The 23512-nt window shown below is 65.8% G+C and carries 21 protein-coding genes and 2 pseudogenes; 9 read left to right on the top strand and 14 right to left on the bottom strand.

All coding sequences use genetic code 11. The annotated features are described in order from the left end of the window. Positions 1-189: 189 nt before the first annotated feature. Positions 190-597 (bottom strand): Rap1a/Tai family immunity protein, encoded by a 408-nt coding sequence (locus ACXI0D_RS18415; RefSeq protein WP_119006274.1) that lies wholly within the window; start codon positions 595-597, stop codon positions 190-192. A gap of 32 nt (positions 598-629) precedes the next feature. Next, on the bottom strand, positions 630-1643 hold the full coding sequence (locus ACXI0D_RS18410; RefSeq protein ID WP_479642922.1) for a LacI family DNA-binding transcriptional regulator: 1014 nt from the start codon (positions 1641-1643) through the stop codon (positions 630-632). Between the two features lie 156 nt (positions 1644-1799). Here ACXI0D_RS18410 and ptsP point away from each other — a divergent pair. From ptsP to ACXI0D_RS18390, 4 genes and pseudogenes are all read left to right on the top strand, one after another. Continuing rightward, positions 1800-4309 (top strand): annotated as a pseudogene (ptsP, locus tag ACXI0D_RS18405) (phosphoenolpyruvate--protein phosphotransferase). Next, entirely contained in the window at positions 4306-5262 is a 957-nt protein-coding gene (pfkB, locus tag ACXI0D_RS18400) for a 1-phosphofructokinase (protein ID WP_101765496.1), read from the top strand. Before ptsP ends, pfkB begins: the two are co-directional and overlap by 4 nt. Positions 5263-5348: 86 nt before the next feature. After that, positions 5349-7055: a PTS fructose transporter subunit IIC gene (locus ACXI0D_RS18395; RefSeq protein ID WP_049445188.1), complete on the top strand. Its 1707-nt coding sequence runs from the start codon at positions 5349-5351 to the stop codon at positions 7053-7055. A 14-nt stretch (positions 7056-7069) separates the two neighbouring features. Further along, the gene (locus ACXI0D_RS18390) at positions 7070-8323 is read left to right on the top strand and encodes a carbohydrate porin (protein WP_049445185.1); all 1254 of its coding nucleotides are present in this window, start codon (positions 7070-7072) and stop codon (positions 8321-8323) included. 42 nt (positions 8324-8365) lie between these two features. On the opposite strand, the gene ACXI0D_RS18385 is transcribed toward ACXI0D_RS18390, so the two are convergent. Further along, a complete protein-coding gene (locus tag ACXI0D_RS18385; RefSeq protein WP_049445182.1) occupies positions 8366-9295 on the bottom strand; it encodes an aromatic alcohol reductase in 930 nt (309 codons plus the stop codon). A gap of 94 nt (positions 9296-9389) precedes the next feature. On the opposite strand from ACXI0D_RS18385, the gene ACXI0D_RS18380 reads away from it, so the two are divergent. Then, complete coding sequence (locus ACXI0D_RS18380) at positions 9390-9806, top strand: winged helix-turn-helix transcriptional regulator (protein WP_049445523.1); 417 nt, start codon at positions 9390-9392, stop codon at positions 9804-9806. Between the two features lie 275 nt (positions 9807-10081). Next, positions 10082-11329, top strand: coding sequence for an arsenic transporter (locus ACXI0D_RS18375; RefSeq protein WP_049445180.1), 1248 nt, complete (start codon positions 10082-10084; stop codon positions 11327-11329). A gap of 171 nt (positions 11330-11500) precedes the next feature. Here the strand turns inward: ACXI0D_RS18375 and ACXI0D_RS18370 are convergent, their stop codons facing one another. Beyond that, entirely contained in the window at positions 11501-12262 is a 762-nt protein-coding gene (locus ACXI0D_RS18370) for a DUF72 domain-containing protein (protein ID WP_049445179.1), read from the bottom strand. Between the two features lie 69 nt (positions 12263-12331). After that, complete coding sequence (locus ACXI0D_RS18365) at positions 12332-12811, bottom strand: hypothetical protein (protein ID WP_233490759.1); 480 nt, start codon at positions 12809-12811, stop codon at positions 12332-12334. A gap of 164 nt (positions 12812-12975) precedes the next feature. Between ACXI0D_RS18365 and ACXI0D_RS18360 the strand changes: the two genes are divergently transcribed. Further along, entirely contained in the window at positions 12976-13368 is a 393-nt protein-coding gene (locus ACXI0D_RS18360; RefSeq protein ID WP_049445174.1) for a response regulator, read from the top strand. A gap of 6 nt (positions 13369-13374) precedes the next feature. Here the strand turns inward: ACXI0D_RS18360 and ACXI0D_RS18355 are convergent, their stop codons facing one another. Both ACXI0D_RS18355 and ACXI0D_RS18350 read right to left on the bottom strand, forming a co-directional pair. After that, complete coding sequence (locus tag ACXI0D_RS18355) at positions 13375-14568, bottom strand: hypothetical protein (RefSeq protein ID WP_479642921.1); 1194 nt, start codon at positions 14566-14568, stop codon at positions 13375-13377. A 196-nt stretch (positions 14569-14764) separates the two neighbouring features. Then, positions 14765-15190, bottom strand: a complete 426-nt coding sequence (locus ACXI0D_RS18350; RefSeq protein ID WP_119006282.1) for a GFA family protein — start codon at positions 15188-15190, stop codon at positions 14765-14767. Positions 15191-15280: 90 nt separating this feature from the next. On the opposite strand from ACXI0D_RS18350, the pseudogene ACXI0D_RS18345 reads away from it, so the two are divergent. Next, positions 15281-15634: pseudogene (locus tag ACXI0D_RS18345) on the top strand (fasciclin domain-containing protein); the annotation flags it as partial. Between the two features lie 87 nt (positions 15635-15721). On the opposite strand, the gene ACXI0D_RS18340 reads toward ACXI0D_RS18345, so the two are convergent. The 5 genes from ACXI0D_RS18340 to ACXI0D_RS18320 form a co-directional block, all read right to left on the bottom strand. Then, entirely contained in the window at positions 15722-17155 is a 1434-nt protein-coding gene (locus ACXI0D_RS18340) for an OprO/OprP family phosphate-selective porin (RefSeq protein ID WP_101765500.1), read from the bottom strand. A 129-nt stretch (positions 17156-17284) separates the two neighbouring features. Beyond that, positions 17285-18061, bottom strand: a complete 777-nt coding sequence (locus tag ACXI0D_RS18335) for an ABC transporter permease (RefSeq protein WP_005409726.1) — start codon at positions 18059-18061, stop codon at positions 17285-17287. Next, positions 18045-18878 carry an ABC transporter ATP-binding protein gene (locus ACXI0D_RS18330; protein WP_049445162.1) on the bottom strand — a complete coding sequence of 278 codons (834 nt, stop codon included), beginning with the start codon at positions 18876-18878 and terminating at the stop codon, positions 18045-18047. Before ACXI0D_RS18330 ends, ACXI0D_RS18335 begins: the two co-directional genes overlap by 17 nt. Before the next feature lie 14 nt (positions 18879-18892). After that, positions 18893-19951: an ABC transporter substrate-binding protein gene (locus tag ACXI0D_RS18325; RefSeq protein ID WP_049445519.1), complete on the bottom strand. Its 1059-nt coding sequence runs from the start codon at positions 19949-19951 to the stop codon at positions 18893-18895. Between the two features lie 75 nt (positions 19952-20026). Next, a complete protein-coding gene (locus tag ACXI0D_RS18320) occupies positions 20027-21148 on the bottom strand; it encodes a 4-oxalomesaconate tautomerase (RefSeq protein ID WP_049445158.1) in 1122 nt (373 codons plus the stop codon). Positions 21149-21257: 109 nt separating this feature from the next. On the opposite strand from ACXI0D_RS18320, the gene ACXI0D_RS18315 reads away from it, so the two are divergent. Next, the gene (locus ACXI0D_RS18315; protein ID WP_101765502.1) at positions 21258-22160 is read left to right on the top strand and encodes a LysR family transcriptional regulator; all 903 of its coding nucleotides are present in this window, start codon (positions 21258-21260) and stop codon (positions 22158-22160) included. 190 nt (positions 22161-22350) lie between these two features. Here the strand turns inward: ACXI0D_RS18315 and ACXI0D_RS18310 are convergent, their stop codons facing one another. Beyond that, positions 22351-22728: a hypothetical protein gene (locus ACXI0D_RS18310; protein ID WP_049445154.1), complete on the bottom strand. Its 378-nt coding sequence runs from the start codon at positions 22726-22728 to the stop codon at positions 22351-22353. 108 nt (positions 22729-22836) lie between these two features. Continuing rightward, a complete protein-coding gene (locus tag ACXI0D_RS18305; RefSeq protein ID WP_049445150.1) occupies positions 22837-23364 on the bottom strand; it encodes a DUF6622 family protein in 528 nt (175 codons plus the stop codon). Positions 23365-23512: the final 148 nt, after the last annotated feature.

Genomic DNA, 23512 nt, shown 5'->3' with positions numbered 1-23512 from the left:
CAAGCGTCGATGCTACTTCGACGAGGAAGGCAGGCTATGGACTACCTGGTCTGGAACGTGGGGCGCTGGGATTGTTCCCGAGCCGAAGCAATCTGCGGTCAACGCGCGGAATTTCTCGACAGCGGCACGTGCTGCCAACCCCGGTTGCGGCGGGGAACAAGCCTGGCAAATCACTTCAATGAGGTTGGGTCAGTTTCTCCTCGACGGTCCGATGCCACCGCGCGATGCCCGGCGTTCGCAAGGAAACGCTGTTCGCAGGCCTTCCACAACCAGCGAAGAAGCATTCTGTTGCAAGCGGTCCTGGGGCAGTTGCTGGAGATGGGAGGCAACACGATCGACCAGTTCATGTGGAAGGATCTGGCCTTGGCCACACCACTGGCCACGATTGGCATCGGCAGCACCCTGGATGTAGGCACTGGCACGGGCGCTGGACAGATTCCGGCACTGTTCGCCGGCACAGAATCCGTCAGCCCCTTTTCCCTGCAGTAGCGTGATCAGCTCTGCGCCGCTTACAAGCCAGGTGCGCTTCGGTGGTGATGTCTCCGCAAGCAAGGATCCGGCCAGGAAGCAGGCTCCAAGCGTAAGCAGTCGGCTCATGCGACGACGCGCCTGTCGGCCTTGATGTCCTCTCATGCCTTGGATCTTGGTTGTCGTCCTTCTGGATTCCATGCGGTTGACCCCCTCACCACGCACCGGCCCGTCATCACCAACCGGCGTACCGGTAGCTCCGGTGCGCGCAGGCGCTCAAGCAGCAACGACATCGCTGCGCGCCCCATCTCTTCGACCGGCTGTTCGATCACGGTGATGCCCGGTTCGACCATCTCGGTCCAGCGTTCGTTGTCGAAGCCCGCCAGCGCCAACCCGCCAGGAATTGCCAACCCTGCGCTGCGGGCGGCCTTCAATGCCCCCATGAGCAGCAGGCTGTTGCTGGCGACCAGCGCCTCCGGCCGCGACGGGCCGGCCAGCCACTGATCGACCGTTGCAATGGCCGCTTCAGCCGTTGGCTCAACCTCGCGATAATCCGGATCCAGCCCATGCGTGCGCATCGCAGCGAGATAGCCGTCCCGCCGCTCCGCCGCCGTGGTGCTGGTGCTGCCGAACAGGCCGCCGATGCGGCGATAGCCACGCGCCACCAGATGCTCGACCAGGCCCGCCATCGCGGCCGGATCGTCGAGCACCACGCTGTCGATCGACCCGCCAGGTGCGGCGCGGTCCACCAGCACCGTTGGATAGTTCATTGCGAGCCGTTCCAGGCGCCCCACTGTGGTCCGGGTGGGCGCAAAGATCAGTCCGCTGATGCGCTCCTCGTGCATCAACTGCAGATACAGCGCCTCACGCTCGGGGTCCTCGTCAGTGTTGCAGAGGGTGACGCGAAGGCCTTCACGATAGGCCACCTCCTCCACCGCGCGGATCAGCGCGGTGAAGAACGGGTTGCGGATGTCCGCCACGATCAACCCGATGATGCCGGTGTGCCGGGCGCGCAGGCGCCGTGCCTGCAGGTTGGGGTGATACCCGGTCTGGCGGATCGCCGCCTCCACCCGGCCACGCACGGCCTCGCTGACCGGGCCGCCGCCGAGCACGCGAGACACCGTGGACTTGGAGACCCCCGCTACGCGCGCGACGTCGTTGATGCTGATGCTCATTGGAACCGTTCCCGGAAACTGTCGCTGATCATGGCCAAATGGCCATCCAGGACAATGCTAGCCCCAAAGCAGTATTGGCTTTTTGTGCAGTGCACATTGAAATGAGGACTGGGAACGTTCCCAATACGCCACAGCACCCTCTTCCCGGAGCCCGCCTTGCAGCCCTTGACTACCCCTGCCCCCGTCAGCCGGGAACTGATCCGCCTGGATGCGCGTGCGCTCGACAAGGCCGACGCCATCGCCCAGGTGGCGCAGATGCTTGTCGCCGCCGGCTGCGTTGCGCCGGGTTACGAGGCGAGCATGGGCCGGCGCGAGGCGCTGGCGAATACCTTCCTCGGCCATGGCGTGGCCATTCCGCACGGGCTGGGTGAGGACCGTCACCTGGTGCGCCGCGATGGCATTGCCGTGCTGCAGTTCCCGCAAGGCGTGGAGTGGAACCCGGGCCAGGTCACCCGCCTTGTGGTCGGCATTGCCGCGCAGTCCGATACCCACATCACCCTGCTGCGGCGGCTGACCCGGCGATCCAGGATGACGCGACCCTGCAGCGCCTGTTCACCACGGCCGATGCGAGCGAGATCATCAACGCGTTGGCTGGCGATGTTTCGACCACGGCTCCCACTGCGCCGGTGACGGACCTGGCCGAGCGTTTCGACTGGACCATCGCCTACCCCAGCGGGCTGCACGCGCGCCCGGCCACGCGCTGGGCCGAGACGGCGCGCGGCTTCGCGGCCCGCGTACAGGTTCGCGCGGGCGATCAGGCTGCCGATGCCAAAAGCCTGGTGGCGCTGCTGCAGCTCGGCTTGCGTCATGGCGACGCGGTCAGCGTGTCTGCCGAGGGCGCCGATGCCCCAGCCCTGCTGGCCGCCCTGCGCAAGGTCATGGACGGGCTGGTGGCACAGGAAAAGGCCGATGCCGAGCGCGCAGCGCAGCGCAAGGCCGCGCCCGTTGCGGGCTGGAATCCGCCCGACGCACAGGCGGCGATCGTCGGCATCGGCGCCAGCCCTGGCCTGGCGATCGGCCTGGTGCATGTGCTGGCCAGCACGCAGGCTGAGGTCGCCGACCGCCCCACCCCTCTCGGCGAAGGCGGCGCACACCTGCAGGACGCGCTCAGCCGCACCCGCCAACAACTGGCCGCGCTGCAGGATGACACCGAGCGCCGGCTAGGCGCTTCGGATGCGGCAATCTTCAAGGCGCAGGCCGCGCTGCTCGACGACACCGATCTGATTACCCGCACCTGCCAGCTGATGGTCGAAGGCCATGGCGTTGCGTGGTCCTGGCACCAGGCCATCGAGCAGATCGCCTCCGGCCTGGCGGCACTGGGCAACCCGGTGTTGGCCGCGCGCGCCGCCGACCTGCGTGACGTGGGCCGGCGCGTACTGGCGCAGCTTGATCCGTCTGCGGCGGGTGGCGGCCTTGCCGACCTGCCTGCACATCCTTGCATCCTGCTCGCTGCTGATCTGTCGCCGTCCGACACGGCCAACCTCGACACCGGCCGCGTGCTCGGCCTCGTCACCGCGCTGGGCGGGCCGACCTCGCACACCGCGATTCTCTCGCGCACGCTCGGCTTGCCAGCGCTGGTTGCCGCTGGCGCGGAGCTGCTGGCGATCAGCGCGGGCCGCGAGGCGATCATCGATGGCAACAGCGGGCGGCTCTACCTGTCTCCGTCCGAGGCAGATCTCGCCTCGGCCCGTGCGTGGATCGCCGAACAGCAGCAGATCCGCGAGCGTGAAGCGGCGCAACGCGCGCAGCCGGCACAGACCCCAGACGGCCACCGCATCGACATCGGCGCCAACGTCAACCTGCCCGAGCAGGTGCCACTGGCGCTGGAGCAAGGCGCGGAAGGTGTCGGCCTGATGCGCACCGAGTTCCTGTTCCTCGAACGTGGCAGTACGCCCAGCGAGGATGAGCAGTACGCCACGTACGTGGCGATGGCCAAGGCACTCGACGGCCGCCCGCTGATCGTGCGCGCGCTCGATATCGGTGGCGACAAGCAGGTTGCTCACCTGGAGTTGCCGCGCGAGGAAAACCCGTTCCTCGGCGTGCGTGGCGCGCGCCTGCTGCTGCGCCGCCCCGACCTGCTGGAACCGCAGCTGCGTGCGTTGTATCGCGCGGCGAAGGACGGCGCACGCCTGTCCATCATGTTCCCGATGATCACCTCGGTGCCCGAGCTGATCGCACTGCGCGCCATCTGCGAACGGCTGCGCGCCGCGCTCGAGGCACCCGAAGTACCGATCGGGATCATGATCGAAGTCCCGGCCGCCGCCGCCCAGAGCGATGTGCTGGCCCGCCATGCCGACTTCTTCTCGATCGGCACCAACGACCTGACCCAGTACGTGCTGGCGATCGACCGCCAGAACCCGGAACTCGCCGCCGAGGCCGACAGCCTGCACCCGGCCGTGCTGCGTGCGATCCGCGCCACGGTGGAAGGCGCACGCCTGCATGGACGCTGGGTTGGCGTCTGCGGTGGCCTGGCGGGCGATCCCTTCGGCGCAATGCTGCTGGCCGGCCTGGGCGTGGACGAACTGTCGATGACCCCAAACGACATCCCGGCCGTGAAGGCACGCCTGCGTGGCAACGCGCTGGCCGATCTGCAAGCGCTGGCCACTACCGCGCTGGACTGCGAAACCGCGGAGCAGGTGCGTGCCCTTGATGGAACGCACGCATGAGCGCCCAGGCCCTCACCGTTACCCTGAACCCGGCGATCGACCAGACCGTGCGGCTGCCGCACCTGCATCCGGGACAGGTGCATCGTGCCCGCAGCTCCCGCGACGACGCCGGCGGCAAGGGCGTCAACGTGGCCGCCTGCCTGGCCGATTGGGGCGTGCCGACCACCGCGCTGGGCGTGCTCGGCGATGGCAACGACGGCGTGTTCAACGCGTTGTTCTCCGAGCGTGGCATCGCAGACGCTTGCCTGCGCGTTCCGGGCCGCACCCGCACCAACATCAAGCTGGTCGACGAGGCCAACGGCGAGACCACCGACATCAACCTGCCCGGCCTGTCACTGTGTGACGCCGATCTGGACGCGGTATCACGCCGACTCGACGCACTGCTCCAGGCGGACCAGCCGGTGGTGCTGTCCGGCAGCCTGCCGTCCGGGCTGCCAGCCGATGCATGGGCGCGACTGCAGGCGCGGGCTGGCGCCGCTGGTGCGCGCGTACTGCTGGATACCAGTGGCGACGCGCTCGCCGCCGCGTTGAGCGGCGCACAAGGCGTACTGCCCTACGCGATCAAGCCCAACCGCCACGAACTGGAGGCCTGGGCCGGCACGCCGCTGCCGGATCGCAGCGCCCTGCGGGCCGCGGGCCAGGCCTTGGTCGAACGCGGAGTTGCACTCGTAGCGATCTCGATGGGCACCAACGGCGCGCTGTTCATTGATCGCAGCGGCGCCCTGGTCGCGCGACCGGCGCGGCTGGCGCAGGGCAGTACGGTCGGTGCGGGCGACGCCATGGTCGCCGGCATCGCCGCCGCATTGCTGGAGCCCTCCCTGGATCTGGCGGGTTGCGCGCGGCTGGCGACAGCGTTCTCGATGAGCCGGCTGGAGAGCGGCGACGCGCGACAGCTGGACCCGGCGCAGGTGCGCGCGTGGACCGGCGATGTACTGATCGAGCGGTTGGATTGAAACCCCTGCAGAGGACGCTGCGGCTGGCCTCGGGCCACCGATAGCCCCTACTGCAAGGACGAACCCGAAGAATTCCAGGAGTTCCCATGCAAGCTTCCACCGTAGTCATCGCCGCCGGCGAACGCAGCATCGAGGCGGTTCTTGCCGCCGAAGCGCTGCGCCGCGCCGCCCGCCAGCAAGGGGCTGAACTGGCGATCGAAATCCGCAGCGACCAGGGCGTGACCGGGGCACTGCCGGCAACGCAGGCCGCCGCCGCAACGCAGCTGCTGCTGGTGGGTGATGGCGAGGCAGATGCCGCGCGCTTCGGCAACGCCCAGATCGTGCGCGCCAGCCTCGGTGAAGTGCTGGACGACCCGCTTGCCGCGCTGGCGCTGGTCGCAGCAACATCAGCAACCGCTTCCACCGCGGACGCCGGCAAGCGCATCGTCGCCGTCACCTCCTGCCCGACCGGCATCGCCCACACGTTCATGGCAGCCGAAGGGTTGCAGCAGGCCGCCAAGGCATTGGGCCATGCGATCCGGGTGGAAACCCAGGGCTCGGTCGGCGCGCAGGACGCATTGAGCGACGAAGAAATCGCTGCCGCTGACCTGGTGCTGATCGCCGCCGACCGCGAAGTCGATCTGTCGCGCTTCGCTGGCAAACGCCTGTTCAAGAGCGGCACCAAGCCGGCGATCAATGACGGCCAGAACCTGATCCGCAAGGCGCTGGCCGAGGCCGGCGTGCAGGCGGGTACGGCGGCTTCAGGCCGCACCCCCGAGAAGGCCAGGGTCACCGGCCCCTACAAGCACCTGATGACCGGCGTGTCGTTCATGCTGCCGTTCGTCACTGCCGGTGGCCTGCTGATCGCACTGGCGTTCGCGCTCGGCGGCATCTATGCCTTCGACGATGCACACAAGGGCACGCTGGCCTGGTCGCTGTTCCAGATCGGCGCCAAGTCCGGCTTCATGCTGATGGTGCCGGCACTGGCCGGTTACATCGCCTACTCCATCGCCGATCGCCCGGGCATCGCGCCGGGCATGATCGGTGGGTTGGTGGCAGTCAACATGGATGCGGGCTTCATCGGCGGCATCCTGGCCGGTTTCATCGCCGGCTACGGCGTGCATTGGATCAACCGTGCGCTGCGCCTGCCGCGCAGCCTGGAAGGCCTCAAGCCGGTGCTGATCCTGCCGGTGCTGGGCACGCTGCTGGTCGGCCTGTTGATGATGTACGTGATCGGCACGCCGGTCGCCGGGCTGCTGGCCTGGCTGACCGACTGGCTGCGCGGCATGCAGGGCAGCAGCGCGATTCTGCTCGGCCTGCTGCTGGGCGGCATGATGGCGGTGGACATGGGCGGGCCGGTCAACAAGGCCTCCTACGCGTTCTCCACCGCACTGATTTCCAGCCAGGTCTACACGCCGATGGCGGCGACGATGATCGGCGGCATGACGCCGCCGCTGGGCATCGCGTTGGCCACATGGCTGTTCAGCAACCGCTTCACTGCCGAGGAGCGCGGCACGGCCGGTGCCGCTGGCGTGCTTGGCCTCAGCTTCGTGACCGAGGGTGCGATCCCTTACGCCGCGCGCGACCCGTTGCGCACCATTCCGGCGCTGATCCTCGGCTCGGCCGTGGCCGGTGCGATCTCGATGGCCGCAGGCGTCGAGCTGAAGGTGCCGCACGGTGGTGTGTTCGTGCTGCCGATCCCGAACGCGGTCACCCACCTTGGCGTCTACCTGCTGGCACTGGTGGCCGGCGTGACCGTCACCGCGGTCGCGCTGCGCGTGCTCAAGAAGCCGGTCACGGCTCCCACCCTGTAAAAGGAACCTCGCCCATGACCTCTCCTTCCCGCCGCCTGTTGCTGATGGCGACCCTGCCGGCCCTGCTACCCCTGGCCGCCGCCGCCGAGGCGAGCGACGTCCTCACCCCCAAGCTGGCTTACACCGGCGAAGCGGCCGCCACGCTCGACGGCGGCAAGCGCAGCGGAACGGCCTATGCTGGCCAGCTGATGTTCGGCGCCGACGTGGATCTGGACGCGGCGTTTGGCTGGCGGGGCGCGACGATCAAGGCCTACGGCATCAACCGCCATGGCACCAACCTGGCCAACAGCAGCACTGGCAACAGCACCTCGGTGCAGGAAATCTACGGTGGCCAGGGCACGCGCCTGGCCAACCTGACGCTTGAACAGAAACTGCTGAACGACCGATTGGTGGTGGAAGCCGGGCGCAGCGTCGCCAACATCCACCACCTTGGTTCGGAGCTCTGCCAGTACTTCCAGGGCAACTCGGCCTGCGGCAACCCGACCTACGTGTTTCGTACCAGCAATTTCACCTGGTGGCCGGTATCGAGCTGGATGGCCGATGCCACGGCCTGGGTGACGCCCGATGTCTATGTGCGCGTCGGCGCGTACCAGGTCGATCCCAGCCAGGCGGAAGATGGCCAGCACGGCCTGAAGTGGAATACGAACCAGGCCACGGGCTGGATCGTGCCCTACACGATCGGCTGGCGCAGCCCTGCTTCGGCACGACTGAAAGCCCGCTACGAAATCGGTGGCTGGCAGGACAACTCGACCTATCTCGATCCACTACGCGATGCCAACGGCATTCCGGCACTTCTCAGTGGCCAGGACCATGCGACCCGTCGTGGCCGCTCCGGCGCGTTCGCCCGCTTCGAACAGCAACTCACCGGTGATGGTGCCGGACGCGGCCTGACCCTGTTCGGTGCGGTGCTCAAGGGCACCTCTGGCCAGTTGATCGAGGATCATTTCCTGCAGGCCGGCCTGGTGCAGAAGGGCACGTTCGCCCGCCGGCCGCAGGACAGCATCGCTTTTGTGGTGACCCAGCAGAAGTACAGCAGCATCGCGCTGGAGAACCTTCGCCTGGCCCGTGCGGCAGCCGGCGGCAGCGGCACGCCGCACGGAAGCCAGGTGATGATGGAGCTGAGCTATGGCATCCAGGTCACACCGCAACTTCGGATTGCGCCGAACCTGCACTACATCGTGCATCCCGACCAGTTCAATGAACCCGCACGCCAGCGTGACCTGCCGAATGCGCTGATTGCAGGCATGCGGATCGATTGGAGTCTGTAGGAGAGTCACAGGTCCTCAGCGCGATGACCGCTGGATGGTTCATCAGGCCTCTATATTGGCCTTCAGCCAGTCGTTCACACCCGCCAGTTTCACGCCAACGTTGGCATTGAACGTTCCATCCATGCCCCAGGACACGCCCCTGCCCTGGGCGAAGGCGGCGCGGTACTTCTTGATCATGTTCGTCGGATCATCGGCCAACTCCTTCATCAACTGAGGAACCCCCCAGACGGCAAGCTCGAAGTGGGCGCCGAAATAGCCTTCCAGGATGGCAGGCAGTTCCTCATAGCGGACCGTGTCTCCCGCCAGATAGACGATCTCGTTCCGAAGTGGGGGCAAGTGGAAGACGATCTGTGCAGTCATCGCTCCAATGTCCTCAGGTGTCGTCAGCGTGACCGCATTGGAGGCTGTACCCAGTGCATTGACCCTTCTGCCGGGAAGATCGATGACCCCGAACTCCGGCTCGAAGAGGTAGCTGGTGAACATGCCGGTGGAAATGACGACCCAGTCCATTGCGGACTGCGAGCGCAGATAGTCGCGTACGTCGAGCTGGGCATCGAACAGATCCTGCGGTCCACCGCGTCCAATGGCGTCAAAGTCGACCCCGAACTGCCAAGGGAAGTACCTGCCGATACCTGACTTCACGGCGGCGCGCGCTACCTTCATGGGTGTGTCGCGGCCAGCGGCGTAGCCGGTGCAACCGATCACGGTGTCATACCTGGAGAAGAGCACGGCCAGTTGGTCGATCGTGGAAGCCACCAGGTCGCCTGGCTCGATGGTCACTCCCAAAGAGCGTATTTCATCAATTACAGCGCGCTTCTCCGGAAGCACGGATTCTATCGAGGCTTCTCTCAGCATCACGCTGATGCGTGCATCATGCATCCCAGCCAATCGTGCAAGGTTGCGAATGACGGGCATTCCGAGCTCGCCGGCACCCAGCACCAGGATCGAGCGGGAATCATTCGGGGAAGACATTCAAACCACCATGTGTGTGTACGATGGCGGCGATTCTGCTCCCTCCCATATCGCCACGTAAGAAGGCACACCGATGATACCGATCGCACCGTTCATGAGCTCCGAAGAGCTTCTGCGGCATTCACAAGCGATATGCGACGGCATGAGCGCGGACGATGATGGCCTGCGCCGTGAGGTTCTTGCGCATGCAGGCAGCCGCTGGTCCCTGGGAATCATTCATGCCTTGGGTGTTTACGGAACACTGCGTCACGCCGATGTTGCGCGGCGCATGAAGGGAATCACCCAGCGCATGCTGACACGTACCCTCAGACAGCTGGAAAGGGACGGGCTGATCCACAGGCAGGACTTTCGCGAGGTGCCGCCCCGCGTGGAGTACAGCATCACTCCGTTGGGCAAGGAGCTGCTGGTTCTGATGATCCCGATGTGGACCTGGGTCGTGGGGCACGCTGAGGAATTCCGATGCTGTCGGGAGCGTTTCGATGACGACCATCGCAATGTGTCCTCTGACTGACCCGACCTACGGGAAGTCGAAAAATGCGCGGTAGAACGGGAAGCAACGGGAGGTGTCGCTTGACCGTAACATGGAAGGCGCAACCCGCCGCTGTGCATGCCCTGGCACGACCGTCACGGAACGCGCCGCGCCCTGGCATTCGCTGGGCAGCCAGCACGGTATGATGCCGCAACCCCGGCACCTGCACTGTTCGCAGCGGGTGCCAGCACGCTGACCGCACTCGCCGCAGAGCCGGCGAGGGGCGCGATGGACGGCACCACGCACATCCCTACCCCATGCTCGCTTCCCATTCTTCCCTGATCATCTGGACGGCGGTGGCCGTCGCCACCGTCGGCCTGCTGATCCGTCCGTTCCGCATCCCGGAGTACGTATGGGCGCTCGGCGCGGCGGCATTGCTTCCGCTCAGTGGCACGATGTCATTCGGCACTGCCTGGCACGCGGTGACCGAGGGGCGGGATGTCTATTTGTTCCTGGTCGGCATGATGGCGCTGGCCGAGCTGGCCCGGCGCGAAGGCCTGTTCGACTGGCTGGCGCTGTATGCAGTCCGGCATGCGCGAGGCTCAGGGCGGCGCCTGTTCGACCTGGTGTTTCTGGTCGGCACGCTGGTGACGGTGTTTCTTTCCAACGATGCAACGGCCGTGGTGCTGACGCCGGCGGTCTACGCTGCCTGCAAGGCGGCCCGCGCCAATCCCCTGCCCTATCTCTTCGTCTGCGCATTCATCGCCAATGCGGCCAGCTTCGTGCTGCCCATCTCCAACCCGGCCAACCTGGTGGTGTACGGCCAGCACATGCCGCCGCTGCTGCAGTGGCTGGCACAGTTCGCGCTGCCCTCGCTGGCTGCGATCGGCGCCACCTATCTAGTGCTGCGCTGGGTGCACCGGCGCGAGATCGCGCAGCCGCTGGTCGCTGCGCCGGAGCATCGCCCGCTGACCGAGGGCGGCCGACTGAGCGCGCTGGGCGTGCTGTTCACTGGCAGCGTACTGCTGGTGACGTCCGCGCTGAACGGACCCCTGGGCCTGGCCACCTTCTGCGCCGGCGCGCTGAGCGTGGCGGTGGTGGTGATACGCCAGCGTTGTAGTCCGCTGCCGCTGCTGCGGCATGTCTCCTGGGGCGTGTTGCCGCTGGTGGCCGGACTGTTCGTGCTGGTGGAAGCAGTGGCCCAGACCGGCGTCATCCAGAGTGCGGCCGGCGCGCTCCAGGCGCTGGCGAAGGCGTCGCCGCACCAGGCCAGCTGGCTGGCTGGAGGCGTGGCTGCGTTGCTCAGCAACATCGCCAACAATCTGCCGGTGGGCCTGGCGGCCGGTTCGCTGGGCCAGATGGCTGAACTGCCTGCACAGACCCGCGCCGCGCTGCTGATCGGCGTGGACCTGGGGCCCAACCTGTCGGTGACCGGCTCGTTGGCCACGATGCTGTGGCTGGTGGCGTTGCGTCGCGAAGGCGAGCATGTGAGCGCGCTCGGCTTCATGCGTATCGGCGCGCTGGTGATGCCACCTGCGTTGATCGCGGCGCTGCTGTTGCTGTGACCAGAATGCCAGCCGCGCCTGGTCCTGGAAGGCCAGCTGACGGTAGGCACGGCGTGTCTTTCACCAGATTGTTGAAATGCCCCGCGATGGTCCAATTGCGCACCGTTCCGCTGATCCCCGCGGAATTCATAGAAGGGCTCGCAGCCCCGCGCAGCAGGACGATGGGGGGGCTCAGGCCTGCAGGCCCTGCTGCAGCAGGGCCTGCAGGCGCAGGGCGTTGCGGGCGGCGTGCCCCAGCGCGGTGTTGTCCAGCACGAACCAGACTGATCGTCGCGCATCCGATTCGAGCTGCAGCTCCCGGGCCAGGCCTGCCAGGACCTGTTCACTGTAGGCGCTGCGATAGATCTGCGGCTGCCCGTGCCAGCGCCAATAGCTCCACGTGCGGTCTCCGCCTGGAATCGCAGCGCCCGGCACCCGCGCTGGATCCGCCGCAACCCGTGCGACACGATGGGCGCTCAGCAGAGCATCCACTTCCGTAGTGAACCAACTGGGATGGCGTGGCTCACAGGCCACATCGAGCTCGCTACGTGCACGCAGGCCCTGCAGAAAGCGCTCCGTCGTCGCCCGGTCGTATGCCAGGCTGGGGGGCAACTGGAGCAACAGCGGCCCAAGCTTCTTGCCCAGCGCCCGCACGCCAGCGAGGAACTGCTCCAGCGGCTGCATTGCATCGCGAAGCCGTTGTTCATGGCTGATCGAGCGCGGCATCTTCACTGCAAAACGGAAGTATTCTGGCACGCTTGCAGCCCACCGTGCGTACGTGCCGGCCACGTGCAGGCGATAGAACGAGGAGTTGATCTCGACCATGGGCAGGCGGGTGGCGTAGCGCTGAAGCACGCTGTCACCCTCCCCGAAGTCCACCTGCTCCGACCGGGACAGCGACCAGCCGGCGCAACCGATGCGTATCGGCCAAGGTGGGCCCGCAGCGCCAGGCACCTGCCGACCGTATCCTCCGCCTGCCACTGACCTGCTCACTGCGGCGCACCGGTTGCGCATGTCGATGCGTTACGCACAGAGCCCGTCCATTGGGAGGTCGCGACCTTCCCGGGAAGCCGCTGCGTCGACCCGCTGCACATCCACCGCCGCAGGGCGCTGCATCCGGCCTCGGCCTGGATCGATCGCGAAGCTGGAACTACCGGCCATCCGCGGCTGTGAACAGACCGTGCTGGCCACTGTTTCAAGGCCCAGGAGGCACCGCATCACCCGGTGCTGCGCCCGGTGCAGGCCGACCTCAACCCCCACGACATAGACAAAACGGCCATCGAACTTGACCTGCACGCCATCCAGCATCTCATCAGAGTGCAACGCCCGCTTCAGCGACTTCATCCACGCGCGTTCAGGCGTGCGATCCAGCTCTACCACGACGGCGGCCCCACCACGGTCCAGGGGCATGCATTCGACACGGAGCACACGCGGTGAAGCAGGATCGGTTCCAGGTCGATGCATGACAGAAGCTCCAGTGCCGAAGATGGCGGCAGTATCCATGCCCCCCGCCAAAATGCCGTCAAGAAATCCCGGGCGCTCTCCACGATCCATCGACAGCGTTGACGGCACGTCAGTGGCTTCGCGCCGGGCTGACGCTCCGCACTCACGGCATTGATGCGGCACGGCACACACTGCAGCTCCCGAGGCAACACAGGCATGCGCGCATGCAACGCGATATGAGCCAGCGCAGATGCAACCTGCTGCTGGTGGAGGACCAATTCGACCTTGCCGCCCTCATGGAGCGCGCGCTCGAAGACGAAGGTGGCCAGGTGACCCACGCCTACAGTGTGTTTGATGCGATGGCCCTACTGGAAAGACAATCGTTCGATGGCGCCGTGCTGGATGTGGAGCTTCGCGATGGCGTTGTCTTTCCGGTTGCCGATCGCTTGGCCGAACTCGGCATCCCTTATCTCTTCGTTTCTGCGGTGTATGACCAGCTGGTGCCGCAGCGCCACCGGCGCGCGGCTTTCGTAGCCAAGCCGTTTCACATCGACCAGTTGCAACGAGCGGTTAAACGGGCGATAGAAGGCGTTTGCCCTTCTTCGACCGGACACTGACTGGAATCAAGCGCGGATGTATCGAGAGAAGTACGCGCCGAACTGACGGGCCTTTGCCGGGGGGAGCTCGCTGGAAATGGTGTCGAAGACCCTGTCAACCTCGTCCTTGCGACCGACCGCTCCGCATTCGCGCGCACTTTCCAGCAGCGCTCGTTGTCGCACGGTAAGGTTTCCGAAGGGGTCAAAGTAGGAGTCGACGCGGTCGTGGTCCTGCACCCCCGTCCAACTGAATCGCGCGTCTTCGGCGGAAGCTGCAATACGTTGATACCGCAGGATGGCTTCTTCAGGGCTGATACGCTTGCGAAGCAGATCCAGTCGCGTCCGATACAATTCGGTTTCAGCACGCGGTGCGGAACCGACCAGCCCAGACACCGATTCCTCCACGAATGCGTAGTCAATATTGCCGGTTTCTGCCTGCACGCCCAGAAGATTGAAGCTGGCAATTGCATGCCGATAGGCATTGCTGTTCGCCTTCGTTTCCTGTGTCTTTGTTGGCCTGCCTATCGCGCTGGGTTGTACGATTTCAATGCTGGCGTCGTCCGAGAGAATGGCCTCGATATCGCGCTTGTGAAACTCGCCTACAACCAGGACAACGGTCTCCCCGGCGTACGCCCTGGCTACCGCAACCAGGCGCTTGGCCTGCAGGTAGGTGCGATAAAGGTACAGCCGTCGTGGGAGGTCGTCTCCAGCCCGCTTTGCGGCAGTGGTTGCCCACTCGTGGATGTTGGAAAGATTGGATGGAGTATCTGCATGGAAGATGTCCCTGGTCAGCTGGGCTGGCTTCGGGAACACGAGGAAGGCCTGGAATCCCTTGTCAGGGCGCACTTCCGGAATGGATTCCAGGTCCAGGCCAAATCCCAGTCTGGCGTCTTCTACTGGCGGCGCCCAGTCCACAGGACACAAGGCTATGCCCCTCGCGCGCGCGAAAGGCACGATTACATCCTGGATCTCGTAAGTGAACTCGTAATAGCTGTGCCGGGCAAAAGCTTCCGGCGATCGCTCGACACAGATGGCGGCGGGCTTCGTACGATCCAGAAAGGCAGCCAGTGTTGCTGGGCTGTCATTGGGCGAAACCAGCTGGGCCGCATGATCGACCCCCAACACGATTACACGCGTCGGCGGTGCTTCGGCTGCGTTGGGGACAGCGAGTGCTCGCAATGGCAAGCAGATGAGAATGGCGCCGAGAACCCATGCGTTCATTCGCAGGTTCCTGTAGGGAGTGTGCTGATGATGCTAGGGCGACTCAACCAGCGGCACCTGTGCCGTTGGTTGTAGGCAGCCACAATCGGCCGCAACAGCGCGGACTGAGCCGCTTAACGTCCTGGACCCGCCGACGTCGGCAGGCGCCTACGGATAGTCGTGCTGGGCGGAGTCAGGCACTTCTGCACCTGCTCAGTCATTCCGGTGAGTAGAGCGCGCCATCCCAGCCGTCAAGGTACTTCGGCAGCTCATCCAGAACATCAACCACCCGCTGGCGATAGTACAGGTGCATTGTGGGAGCCCACCTGGAATGGGAACCCTCTTCGCCGACGCGGTGCAGCATCGCATTGGGAACTACATGCATGCCCAGCCGATTGGTACCCAACACAACCTCACCGCAAGTGGCACAGAACGCCTTCTTCAACTGCTTTTCGGGATGACTGAACGTCCGCACTTCAGAGGCTTCCATCTGAACGGAGGCGGGGTCCCATGCCGTTGCGGAGAACATCGCCACACCGTAGAAGTCCCTGCAGGATGCGCAGTGGCAGTTGGCGCGCGCTACCGGTTGCCCGTGCAGATCAATGACAACCTTCCCGCATAGACACGCTACTCGAATCGACATGATGGGCCAGCAAGGAGTGGACGACTCCGGATTGTACTGTTCCGACCAGGCGAAGTACCGGCATCGGCATGCCGAACAGCGCCATCCAACGGAGCGGGACCCTTCACCGTATTCGCCCCCACCAATGCAGCCTTCAACAAGCTTTCCCCGGGCACGGTTGACACCCTTGTAAAGCCGGAAAACAAGGCGCAGCTGACCAGGATCCTGACCTATCACGTGGTCCCGGGCAACTTCAGCTCGGCCCAACTCATCGCAGACGCCAGGAAGCACGGCGGAAAGGCCACCCTGAAGACGGTCCAGGGCGAACCGCTTACCGTGACGCTTCATGACGGCAAGCTGTGGGTTGTGGATGCCAAGGGCGGCAAGGCCGGGATCAGCATCGCCGATGTTGGTCAGTCCAACGGCGTTATCCACGTCATCGACACCGTGCTGATGCCGAAGTAGCCGTGTCCGGCGCGGGGCATCACAACACTGCCCCGCGTCGGAGTCTGGGCCACCCGGAGAACGCCGAACGACGGCTACCCCAGGCGGCTAGAAGGCCACCTGCAGGCGGGTATTGAAGGTGGTGCCTTCGTCCCTACCCTCTCCGGCGCCGTTGCGGTTGCGCGCCTGCCAGCGGACCGCCTCGAACATCACCCGGCTGAAGTCGTTGAGGTACCAGTTCGCCCCCAGCGTCCACGCGTAGCCAGTACTGCCACTGGGCAGCTCGGCGTAGTCCACGTCCTCGTAGCGGCCCTTCAGCTCCCATGCGCCGCCGCCGCCGCGCGTCACTGGATCGGCGACCTTCACCTTCCCCCAGGTACCCGTCTTGCCCGCGTAGGACGGTTGCGCGCCCGCCAGGAACCAGCCGGCCGAGATCGCCCACGCTTCGTGATCGCGGTCATAGCGACCGCTGGCATCGCTGCCCCGCAGGCTGCGCGTACCCCATTCGCCAGTGGCCCATGCAGGGCCGAAGAAGCCCGCCAGTTCCACGCCGTAGGCGGTGCTGCGCTCGGCGCCCAGGAGCGTGCCTGGCGTGATCTTGACCAGATCGTTGAAATGCCCCGCAATGGCCGAACTGCGCACCACGCCGTTGGCCCCAGCGGGGATCTTCTCGTGGAAGGCCCATGCGCCCAGATGCACTGTAGCGCCCGAGGTGTCCAGCGGATTCCAATGGACGCGCGTGGCCCAGGTCTGGCTGTCGTTGTCGGTGCCCGCGTTGTTGAGATCGTTGCCGGCCACCGACAGGCTGGCATGCCAGCCCTTTCCATACACTCGCTCGGTGAGCCCGACACCAAACAGGCCGCGCTGCGGCAGCAGCAGCGTGCCGACCACGTTGCGTTCCTGGAACGGCGTGTTGGAGGTGCTGCTTGAGCCATCGATACCGCGATCGTTCAAGCGGTTGCCGACCGTGAGGTCGGCCGGCACGCCGAACAGCGTGTGGTCCAGCGTGGCATAGACCGACTTCCACGCCACCGCGTTGTCGGCGAAGTCGCCCTCCACCACCCAGCCCAGGGTGCCGTAGCGCCCCTCGGCCCCGAGGCGCACCGAACGGATTTCGGTACCCGAAACGTTGCGGCCGGCGACCGCCGAACCGTCGGTGCTGGAGGCATCGACGAACAGGCGGCCGCGGGGACGGAACACCGTAGTGCCGTCGGCACTGCTGAACTCCGGTGCACCTTTGACCCAGGAGACCTTCGGCAGCTTGGAATGGCTGGACTCCAGTGCGGCCACCCGCGTCTCCAGTGCAGGCGCGGGCGGCGTGGGCGGTGCGGCCGCACTGCCCTGCCCGCCCTCCACGGCGCGGAGGCGGGCTTCCAGCTGCTGGATCTGCAGCGCCTGCTGCTGCACCAGGCGTGACAGCTCGGCCTGGCTCAGCGGCGCGGGAAGCGAGGACGTGGATTGTGCGTCGGCATGGCCGCTGGCCAACAGCAGGCCGAGCGCGACCGACAGCGCTGCCATCGGCAGCACGGTGGGAGGGTTCATGGGCTCTCTCCGGCCAGCCGGCCCCCTGGCTTGGCGCTGGCCCGTTGCGGTGGTGCGGGGGAAGATCAGGAGGATGCGGCGCCGCCGGGTCGGCCCGGCGGCGCGTCAGGCGGGCTCAGCCCAACCCGGTCAGCTGGTGGCCTGTGCCTGGGCGTTGGGGCGCCATGTGATCAGCTTGTTCTCGACCACGTCCAGCAGGGCGTCGATGACCAGCACGAAGGCGGCCAGGATGATGATGCCGGCGAATACACCCACAGCGTTGAAGTTGCCTTCTGCCTGCGCGATCAGGTAGCCCAGGCCCGCCGAGGCGCCGAGGTACTCACCGATGATCGCGCCGACCACCGCGAAGCCGACCGAGGTACGCAGCGACGAAAGGATCCAGCTCGCCGCTGCCGGGAAGTAGACGTGGCGCAGCAGGTCGCTACGGCTCGCCCCCAGGATGCGGGCATTGGCCAGCACCACCGGGTTCACCTCACGCACGCCCTGCATGGCGTTGAAGAACGTGGTGAAGAACACCAGCGTGACCGCCAGCGCCACCTTCGACCACAGCCCCAGGCCCAGCCACAGCACGAAGATCGGCGCCAGCACCACGCGCGGAATCGCGTTGAAGCCCTTGATGAAGGGATCCAGGATGCGCGCCGAGCGTCGGCTCAGGCCCAACCACACGCCGCCAGCCACACCCAGGCCAGTGCCGATGATGTAGCCCAGCGCGGTTTCGGTCAGCGTGATGTACACGTGCTGGTAGAACGAGGTATCCGACAGCCAGGTCCAGGCCTGCTGCACGATCGCTGTCGGCGACGGGAAGAAGAACGGGTCGATCACGCCCAGCGCGATGCCGCCTTCCCAGCCACCGAACACGGCGACCACCAGGGCCAGCTGGATGAACTTGTCAGTCTTGGCGTGCATAGCTCTTCTCCACTTCGCCGCGCAGGCAGGCCCAGATATCGCGGTACAGGTCGGTGAAACGGTCATCCAGCTTGATTTCGGCCACATTGCGCGGCCGTTCCAGATCCACATCGAAACTGCGCACGACCCGGCTGGCCGGGCCGGAGGACAGTACGACCACGCGGTCACCGAGGGCGATCGCTTCTTCAAGGTCGTGGGTGATCAGGATCACCGAGCGCCGGTCTTCCTGCCACAACCGCAGCAGTTCGTTCTGCATGAGGTGGCGGGTATGGATGTCCAGCGCCGAGAACGGCTCATCCATGAGGATCACCTTCGGCTCAACGATCAGCGCCTGCGCCATCTGCACGCGCTTGCGCTGGCCACCGGACAACTGGTGCGGATAGCGATGCTCGAAGCCCGCCAGGCCGACCTTGGCCAGCCACGCATTGGCCTTGGCCTTGCGCTCTGCTTCGGGCACGCCACGGAAGCGCAGGCCGAGCTCGACGTTCTGGAATGCGGTCTTCCACGGTAGCAGTGCATCCTGCTGGAACAGGTAACCCACCGATTCCTGCACGCCGCTGACCGTACGGCCGTCGATCTTGACCTGTCCGGAAGACGGCTTCAGCAGGCCCGCCACGGAATTGAGGATGGTGCTCTTGCCACAGCCTGTAGGGCCGACGATGGCGAGGAACTCGCCGTCACCCACCTGGATGTCGACATCGCGTACGGCGGTGAATTCGCCGAAGGACATGGTCACCTTGTCGATGGCGACCATGGTCTGTGCAGGCTCCAGCTGCGGTGCGCCATTGAGCTGGCGCACGGTGGCATTGAGGGCCATGGGGTTACCTCCGCTTACGGTTGGGCAGCCGGCGTCGCAGCGTTGGCACGCTCGACGAAGGCATTGGTGTAGGTCCTGGACAGATCGATGTTGGCCTTGGCCACATCCGTGTTGAACTCGCGCAGCACCTTCAACGGCGTTTCCAGGTCGGCCGGCGTGAAGTGACCGTCGCGGGTGAAGATCGCGCGGGCGTTCTCCACTGCGCGCGCATAAGTGGCACGGTCGCCAGAGACGTAGCTGTCCGGCAGCGCCGCCACGATCTCTTCGGCACTGTTGTCGGCGATGAACTTCAAGGCCATCTGCTCGGCGCGGGCGATCTTCTCGGCCGCTTCGGGACGCTTTTCCAGGAAGCTCTGGTTGGCATACATCACCGAGGTCGGGTACAGGCCGCCATAGACCTGGCGGGCGCCGTCGTCGCTGCGCGCGTCGAGCAGGATCCTGCCGACCTTGCGTTCGGTGATCAGGGTGGCGGCCGGGTCGTAGTTGACCAGCAGGTCGATCTTGCCCTGCTCGAGCGCGGCCACCGCTGCGGCGCCCGAGCCGACGCCGATCAGCGAGATGCTGTCGACCGGAATAGCGTGTTGTGCGAGGAAGTGACGGACGAAGAAGTCGGACGAGGAGCCCGGCGCGGTGATGCCCACCTTCTGGCCTTTGATGGTCTCCGGGCGTGCTGGATCGAAGGTGGCGTCCTCGCGCCCCGCCATCACCAGGCCGGAGTTGCGCGAGAGCAGCACGAAGGCAACCACGTCCTTGCCTTTGGCCTGCATCTGGATGGTGTGGTCGTAGAAGCCCACCGCCACGTCGGTGGAGTTGGCCACCAGTGCCTGCAGCACCTTGGAGCCACCCTGGGCGAAGTTCTCGGTCTTCACGTCGAGGCCGACGTCCTTGAAATAGCCCTTGGCGTCGGCAATGAAGAACGGCAGGTTGTTGAGGTTGTAGGAGCCGACGCTGATGCGCACCGGTGCGGTGTCAGCGCTGCCTGTGGCCGTACCTTCGGCGCGGCCGCTGTTGCTGCACCCGGCCGCGGCCAGGCCGGCCGCGCACAGCGCGGCCATCAGGAACTGCTTGTACATCATCCCTCCCAGGAGTGAAGCATCTACGTTGTGGTGGCGGGCAGGCACGCCTGTGCCGACCCGGCCGGTTTCAGATCATGCCGCTGACGTCCATTGGCGGTCTTGGGTGGTACTGGCCCGGGCGGGCGCGGGCGAGGTTGCATATACCCGGCCGTCGAACAGGCGGCGCGCGGTGCGGACCACGCTGGCAATCACCGGCGCATCGCCCGAACTGCGACTGAGGCCCACCTCCAGGGCCCCGCTCGGATGTTCGAGGGTAATGCGGCCGGGAACGGACAGGCATCCGACCAAAGTGTGGGCCAGCGTGCCCGGCGTGACGGCGGCGGTGGCCAGGCCGACGGCGCCGGTGATCGCCAGTGCGGTGTGGCATTGGTGCGGCATGAAGTAGCGCACCTGCAGATCGCCGCCGTGTTGCGGCGCCGACAGCAGCACCGGCTTGGGGATAACCTTGTTGCCGGCGTCGGCGATGCCCATGCGGGCGCCCGCCTCGATGCGCAGCGCTTCCAGCCGGCGCATGAACGCGGCGTCCGCGTTCAGTTCGGCGGGCGAGGCATCCCCGTGCACGCCCAGGTCTTCGGCACGCACCAGCATCATCGGCATGGCACAGTCCACCAGGCTGACCGGCACGCCATTGATGGTTTCCTGCGCGTGGCCACTGGGCAGCAGCTTGCCGGTGCGGGCACCTGCGGCATCAAGGAAGGAGAGCCTGACCGGCGCGGCCGAGCCCGGCGCGCCGGCAATGCGCGTATCACCGCGGTAGACCACATGGCCGCCCGGCGTTTCCACCGTGGCGATGATCAGCTTGCCGGTGTTGACGTTGTGGATGCGCACTTCAGTCTGCGGATCCTGCGCCTGCACCAGCCCACGCTCGATGGCATACGGGCCCACGGCCGCCAGCATGTTGCCGCAGTTGGGCGAGGTATCCACCACCTGCTGCTCCACCCGTACTTGGGCGAACAGGTAATCCACGTCGGCGTCCGCCCTGCTCGAACGGTCGATGATCGCCACCTTGCTGGTCAGCGCGTTGCCACCGCCGATGCCGTCGATCTGCAGCGGATGGCCCGAGCCCATCACTTCCAGCAGCAGGCGATCGCGTTCAGCGATGTCCATAGGAAGGTCGCTGGCCAGGAAGAACGGGCCTTTGGAGGTGCCACCGCGCATGAGTACGCAGGGAATGCTGAGCAGATCGTTGGACATACGTGTGCTAGATTGATGCGTATAGGAGATGAATGACCCCTCTGTGATTCGATACTGGCATGGCCTCAATTGATCTGTGAATTGCTGATTTTTGGATGATTGATACCCAATGAGCATCAATTGCGAAATCCTGGATCTACGCGCCTTCCTGCTGGTCTCGGAGACGCGCAGCTTCCATCGCGCCGCGGAAATCCTGCACGTCTCCCAGCCGGCGCTCAGCCGACGGATACAGAAACTGGAGCAGGCCGTGGGTTCGCCATTGCTGGAGCGCACCACGCGTAGCGTCAGCACCACCGCTGTCGGCGAGAACCTGCTGCCATTGGTGCGGCGCATGCTGGAGGAATTCGATGGCTCGCTGTTCTCACTGCGCGGCCGGGACGACACCCGCGGCGCCACCGTCACCATCGCGTGCCTGCCGACGGCGGCGTTCTACTTCCTGCCCAGCGTGATGGCGCGTTTCCACGAAGCGCACCCGAACGTGCGCTTCCGCATCCTGGATATCCCGGCCACGGAGGGTCTGCAGGCAGTGGAGCGTGGCGAAGTCGAGTTCGGCATCAACTTCATGGGCGCCAACGATCCGAATCTCGATTTCGACGTGCTGGCCGAGGACCCCTTCGTCCTCGCCTGCCGGCGCGATCATCCGCTGGCCCGCAAGCGCAAAGTGGAATGGGCTGATCTGGCCGAGCACCAGCTGATCACCGTGCATCGCACCAGCGGCAACCGCACGCTGCTGGACGGAGCGCTGGCGCGCGAGAACCTCAAGCTGAGCTGGCACTACGAAGTGACGCACCTGTCGACGTCACTGGGCATGGTCGAGGCCGGTATCGGCGTGTCGGTGCTACCGAAGATGGCCACGCCGGACGGGGATCACCCCACCCTGGTGACACGCGCGATCGGCAACCCGGTCGTGTCGCGCACGATCGGCATCGTCCGCCGACGGGGCGCCCTGCTCTCGCCCACGGCCGAGCGATTTCTTCAGATGCTGATGAGCCAGTGGCGCGGGGAGGTATGAGCAAGCGCGCGTCTCACGCACCTGTGCTGTCCGAACCCCAGCCAAGCATGTCTCGGCAGAGGCGCGCGACGTCAATGCCATCGCGGCGCTTCAGTCTGCGTATCCGAAGATGTCGAGGGTGAGCAGGTCCTGCCCGTTCTCGACCGGATACTTGTTCCGGCGCGCTGGGCGCTGACGGGGCCGCCTTTCATCACGAAACAGCGAAGATCGACGCAATACCTGCGAGCGATCCCACAGCCACCCACGAGAGCGTGGCGAAGGCAGTCAACAGCACCTTCCGGTGGACGACCTGCGCTTGGTTCTGGGGTTCCGGTCGCCGCGCATAGGGCCTGGAGAAACCGAGGAGTTCGCCGGTGACTGTCAGCGCCCCCATCAGGATCAGTGCGGTCACGCAGAAGCCGAAAACGGAGCCAATGAGGGCCAGATGCTGGGTTTCGCCGATAGCCGGCTGAGTCACGGCCAGAGCCTCCACCAGTTGCCCCGTCCACCGTGCGGGCAGCCAGGCCAGGGCTGCGACGATGCCGAAGTGACTGGCCACGTTGATCCAGAACCAGGATGTGGGCTTCATGACGTGAGCGTTTCCGATGATGGCCAGTGGCGGGCATCGTGATGCCTGCTCCAGCCCCGCACAACCCTGCATGGCGGAGCCGGCCAGCGGCCGGCACTACCCGGGCGATCAGCCTGCGGTTTCGAGCCCCTTGCCTGCCGCACCCATCCGCAGCGAGGCCAGGTACCGGCAGTACTTGCCGACGAAGATGCCGGTGAATCCGCCCGCCAACAGCAGGTAGGCGGCACTGAAGCCAGCATTGGCGGTCAGCGACGGCGACACCGCAAATGCGACTTCGAAGCCGTACTTCACCAAGAAGGTGACCAGCAGCAGCGGTAGCAGGCTGAAGTCCGCGTTGCGCCAGAGCTTGCCGGTGCAGCTGTCCAGCGTCAGCTTCAGCCGATTCAGCAGCAGCCAGCCCAGTGCGGCACCCGCAGTGATGCCGGCCAGCCATTCACCCCAGGCGCTCAGCGACGTGCCGAAGCGATGGCTGATCGACCACGCACCCCATACGGCGAACAGGGCGGGCACGATCGCCAGCTTCTGCAGCGAGGTCTCCCCCGGCTTCATGGCGGCGATGCCGCGGGTGATCAGGAAGGCCAGGAGCAGCCAGACCCAGATCGGCGTCTGCGCGGCGAGTTGCTGGAGCATGTTCATGAGCGGTCCCCTTGGTGAGTGGTGGCTGAGTGGTGGCGAGGTGCCCTCGCCTTGGCGCTCACTATTCGCGTCCGCCCGGGTTGCAGCCAGTGACAGCTGTCAGCCATCGCGGATTACGGGGGCGTTGCGCGCCCTCCCCTCACCCCGG

The organism is Stenotrophomonas sp. C9D9 (genome assembly GCF_056491205.1).
Note: the sequence above shows the minus strand (reverse complement) of the source record. Positions and strands in the feature narration are given on the sequence as shown.

What these genes read in the sequence shown, in the direction of transcription:
- ACXI0D_RS18415 (WP_119006274.1), bottom strand. Translation starts at nt 597, where the DNA reads ATGAGCCGACTGCTTACGCTTGGAGCCTGCTTCCTGGCCGGATCCTTG.
- ACXI0D_RS18410 (WP_479642922.1), bottom strand. Translation starts at nt 1,643, where the DNA reads ATGAGCATCAGCATCAACGACGTCGCGCGCGTAGCGGGGGTCTCCAAG.
- pfkB (WP_101765496.1), top strand. Translation starts at nt 4,306, where the DNA reads ATGAGCGCCCAGGCCCTCACCGTTACCCTGAACCCGGCGATCGACCAG.
- ACXI0D_RS18395 (WP_049445188.1), top strand. Translation starts at nt 5,349, where the DNA reads ATGCAAGCTTCCACCGTAGTCATCGCCGCCGGCGAACGCAGCATCGAG.
- ACXI0D_RS18390 (WP_049445185.1), top strand. Translation starts at nt 7,070, where the DNA reads ATGACCTCTCCTTCCCGCCGCCTGTTGCTGATGGCGACCCTGCCGGCC.
- ACXI0D_RS18385 (WP_049445182.1), bottom strand. Translation starts at nt 9,295, where the DNA reads ATGTCTTCCCCGAATGATTCCCGCTCGATCCTGGTGCTGGGTGCCGGC.
- ACXI0D_RS18380 (WP_049445523.1), top strand. Translation starts at nt 9,390, where the DNA reads ATGAGCTCCGAAGAGCTTCTGCGGCATTCACAAGCGATATGCGACGGC.
- ACXI0D_RS18375 (WP_049445180.1), top strand. Translation starts at nt 10,082, where the DNA reads ATGCTCGCTTCCCATTCTTCCCTGATCATCTGGACGGCGGTGGCCGTC.
- ACXI0D_RS18365 (WP_233490759.1), bottom strand. Translation starts at nt 12,811, where the DNA reads ATGGATACTGCCGCCATCTTCGGCACTGGAGCTTCTGTCATGCATCGA.
- ACXI0D_RS18360 (WP_049445174.1), top strand. Translation starts at nt 12,976, where the DNA reads ATGCAACGCGATATGAGCCAGCGCAGATGCAACCTGCTGCTGGTGGAG.
- ACXI0D_RS18355 (WP_479642921.1), bottom strand. Translation starts at nt 14,568, where the DNA reads ATGAACGCATGGGTTCTCGGCGCCATTCTCATCTGCTTGCCATTGCGA.
- ACXI0D_RS18350 (WP_119006282.1), bottom strand. Translation starts at nt 15,190, where the DNA reads ATGTCGATTCGAGTAGCGTGTCTATGCGGGAAGGTTGTCATTGATCTG.
- ACXI0D_RS18340 (WP_101765500.1), bottom strand. Translation starts at nt 17,155, where the DNA reads ATGAACCCTCCCACCGTGCTGCCGATGGCAGCGCTGTCGGTCGCGCTC.
- ACXI0D_RS18335 (WP_005409726.1), bottom strand. Translation starts at nt 18,061, where the DNA reads ATGCACGCCAAGACTGACAAGTTCATCCAGCTGGCCCTGGTGGTCGCC.
- ACXI0D_RS18330 (WP_049445162.1), bottom strand. Translation starts at nt 18,878, where the DNA reads ATGGCCCTCAATGCCACCGTGCGCCAGCTCAATGGCGCACCGCAGCTG.
- ACXI0D_RS18325 (WP_049445519.1), bottom strand. Translation starts at nt 19,951, where the DNA reads ATGTACAAGCAGTTCCTGATGGCCGCGCTGTGCGCGGCCGGCCTGGCC.
- ACXI0D_RS18320 (WP_049445158.1), bottom strand. Translation starts at nt 21,148, where the DNA reads ATGTCCAACGATCTGCTCAGCATTCCCTGCGTACTCATGCGCGGTGGC.
- ACXI0D_RS18315 (WP_101765502.1), top strand. Translation starts at nt 21,258, where the DNA reads ATGAGCATCAATTGCGAAATCCTGGATCTACGCGCCTTCCTGCTGGTC.
- ACXI0D_RS18310 (WP_049445154.1), bottom strand. Translation starts at nt 22,728, where the DNA reads ATGAAGCCCACATCCTGGTTCTGGATCAACGTGGCCAGTCACTTCGGC.
- ACXI0D_RS18305 (WP_049445150.1), bottom strand. Translation starts at nt 23,364, where the DNA reads ATGAACATGCTCCAGCAACTCGCCGCGCAGACGCCGATCTGGGTCTGG.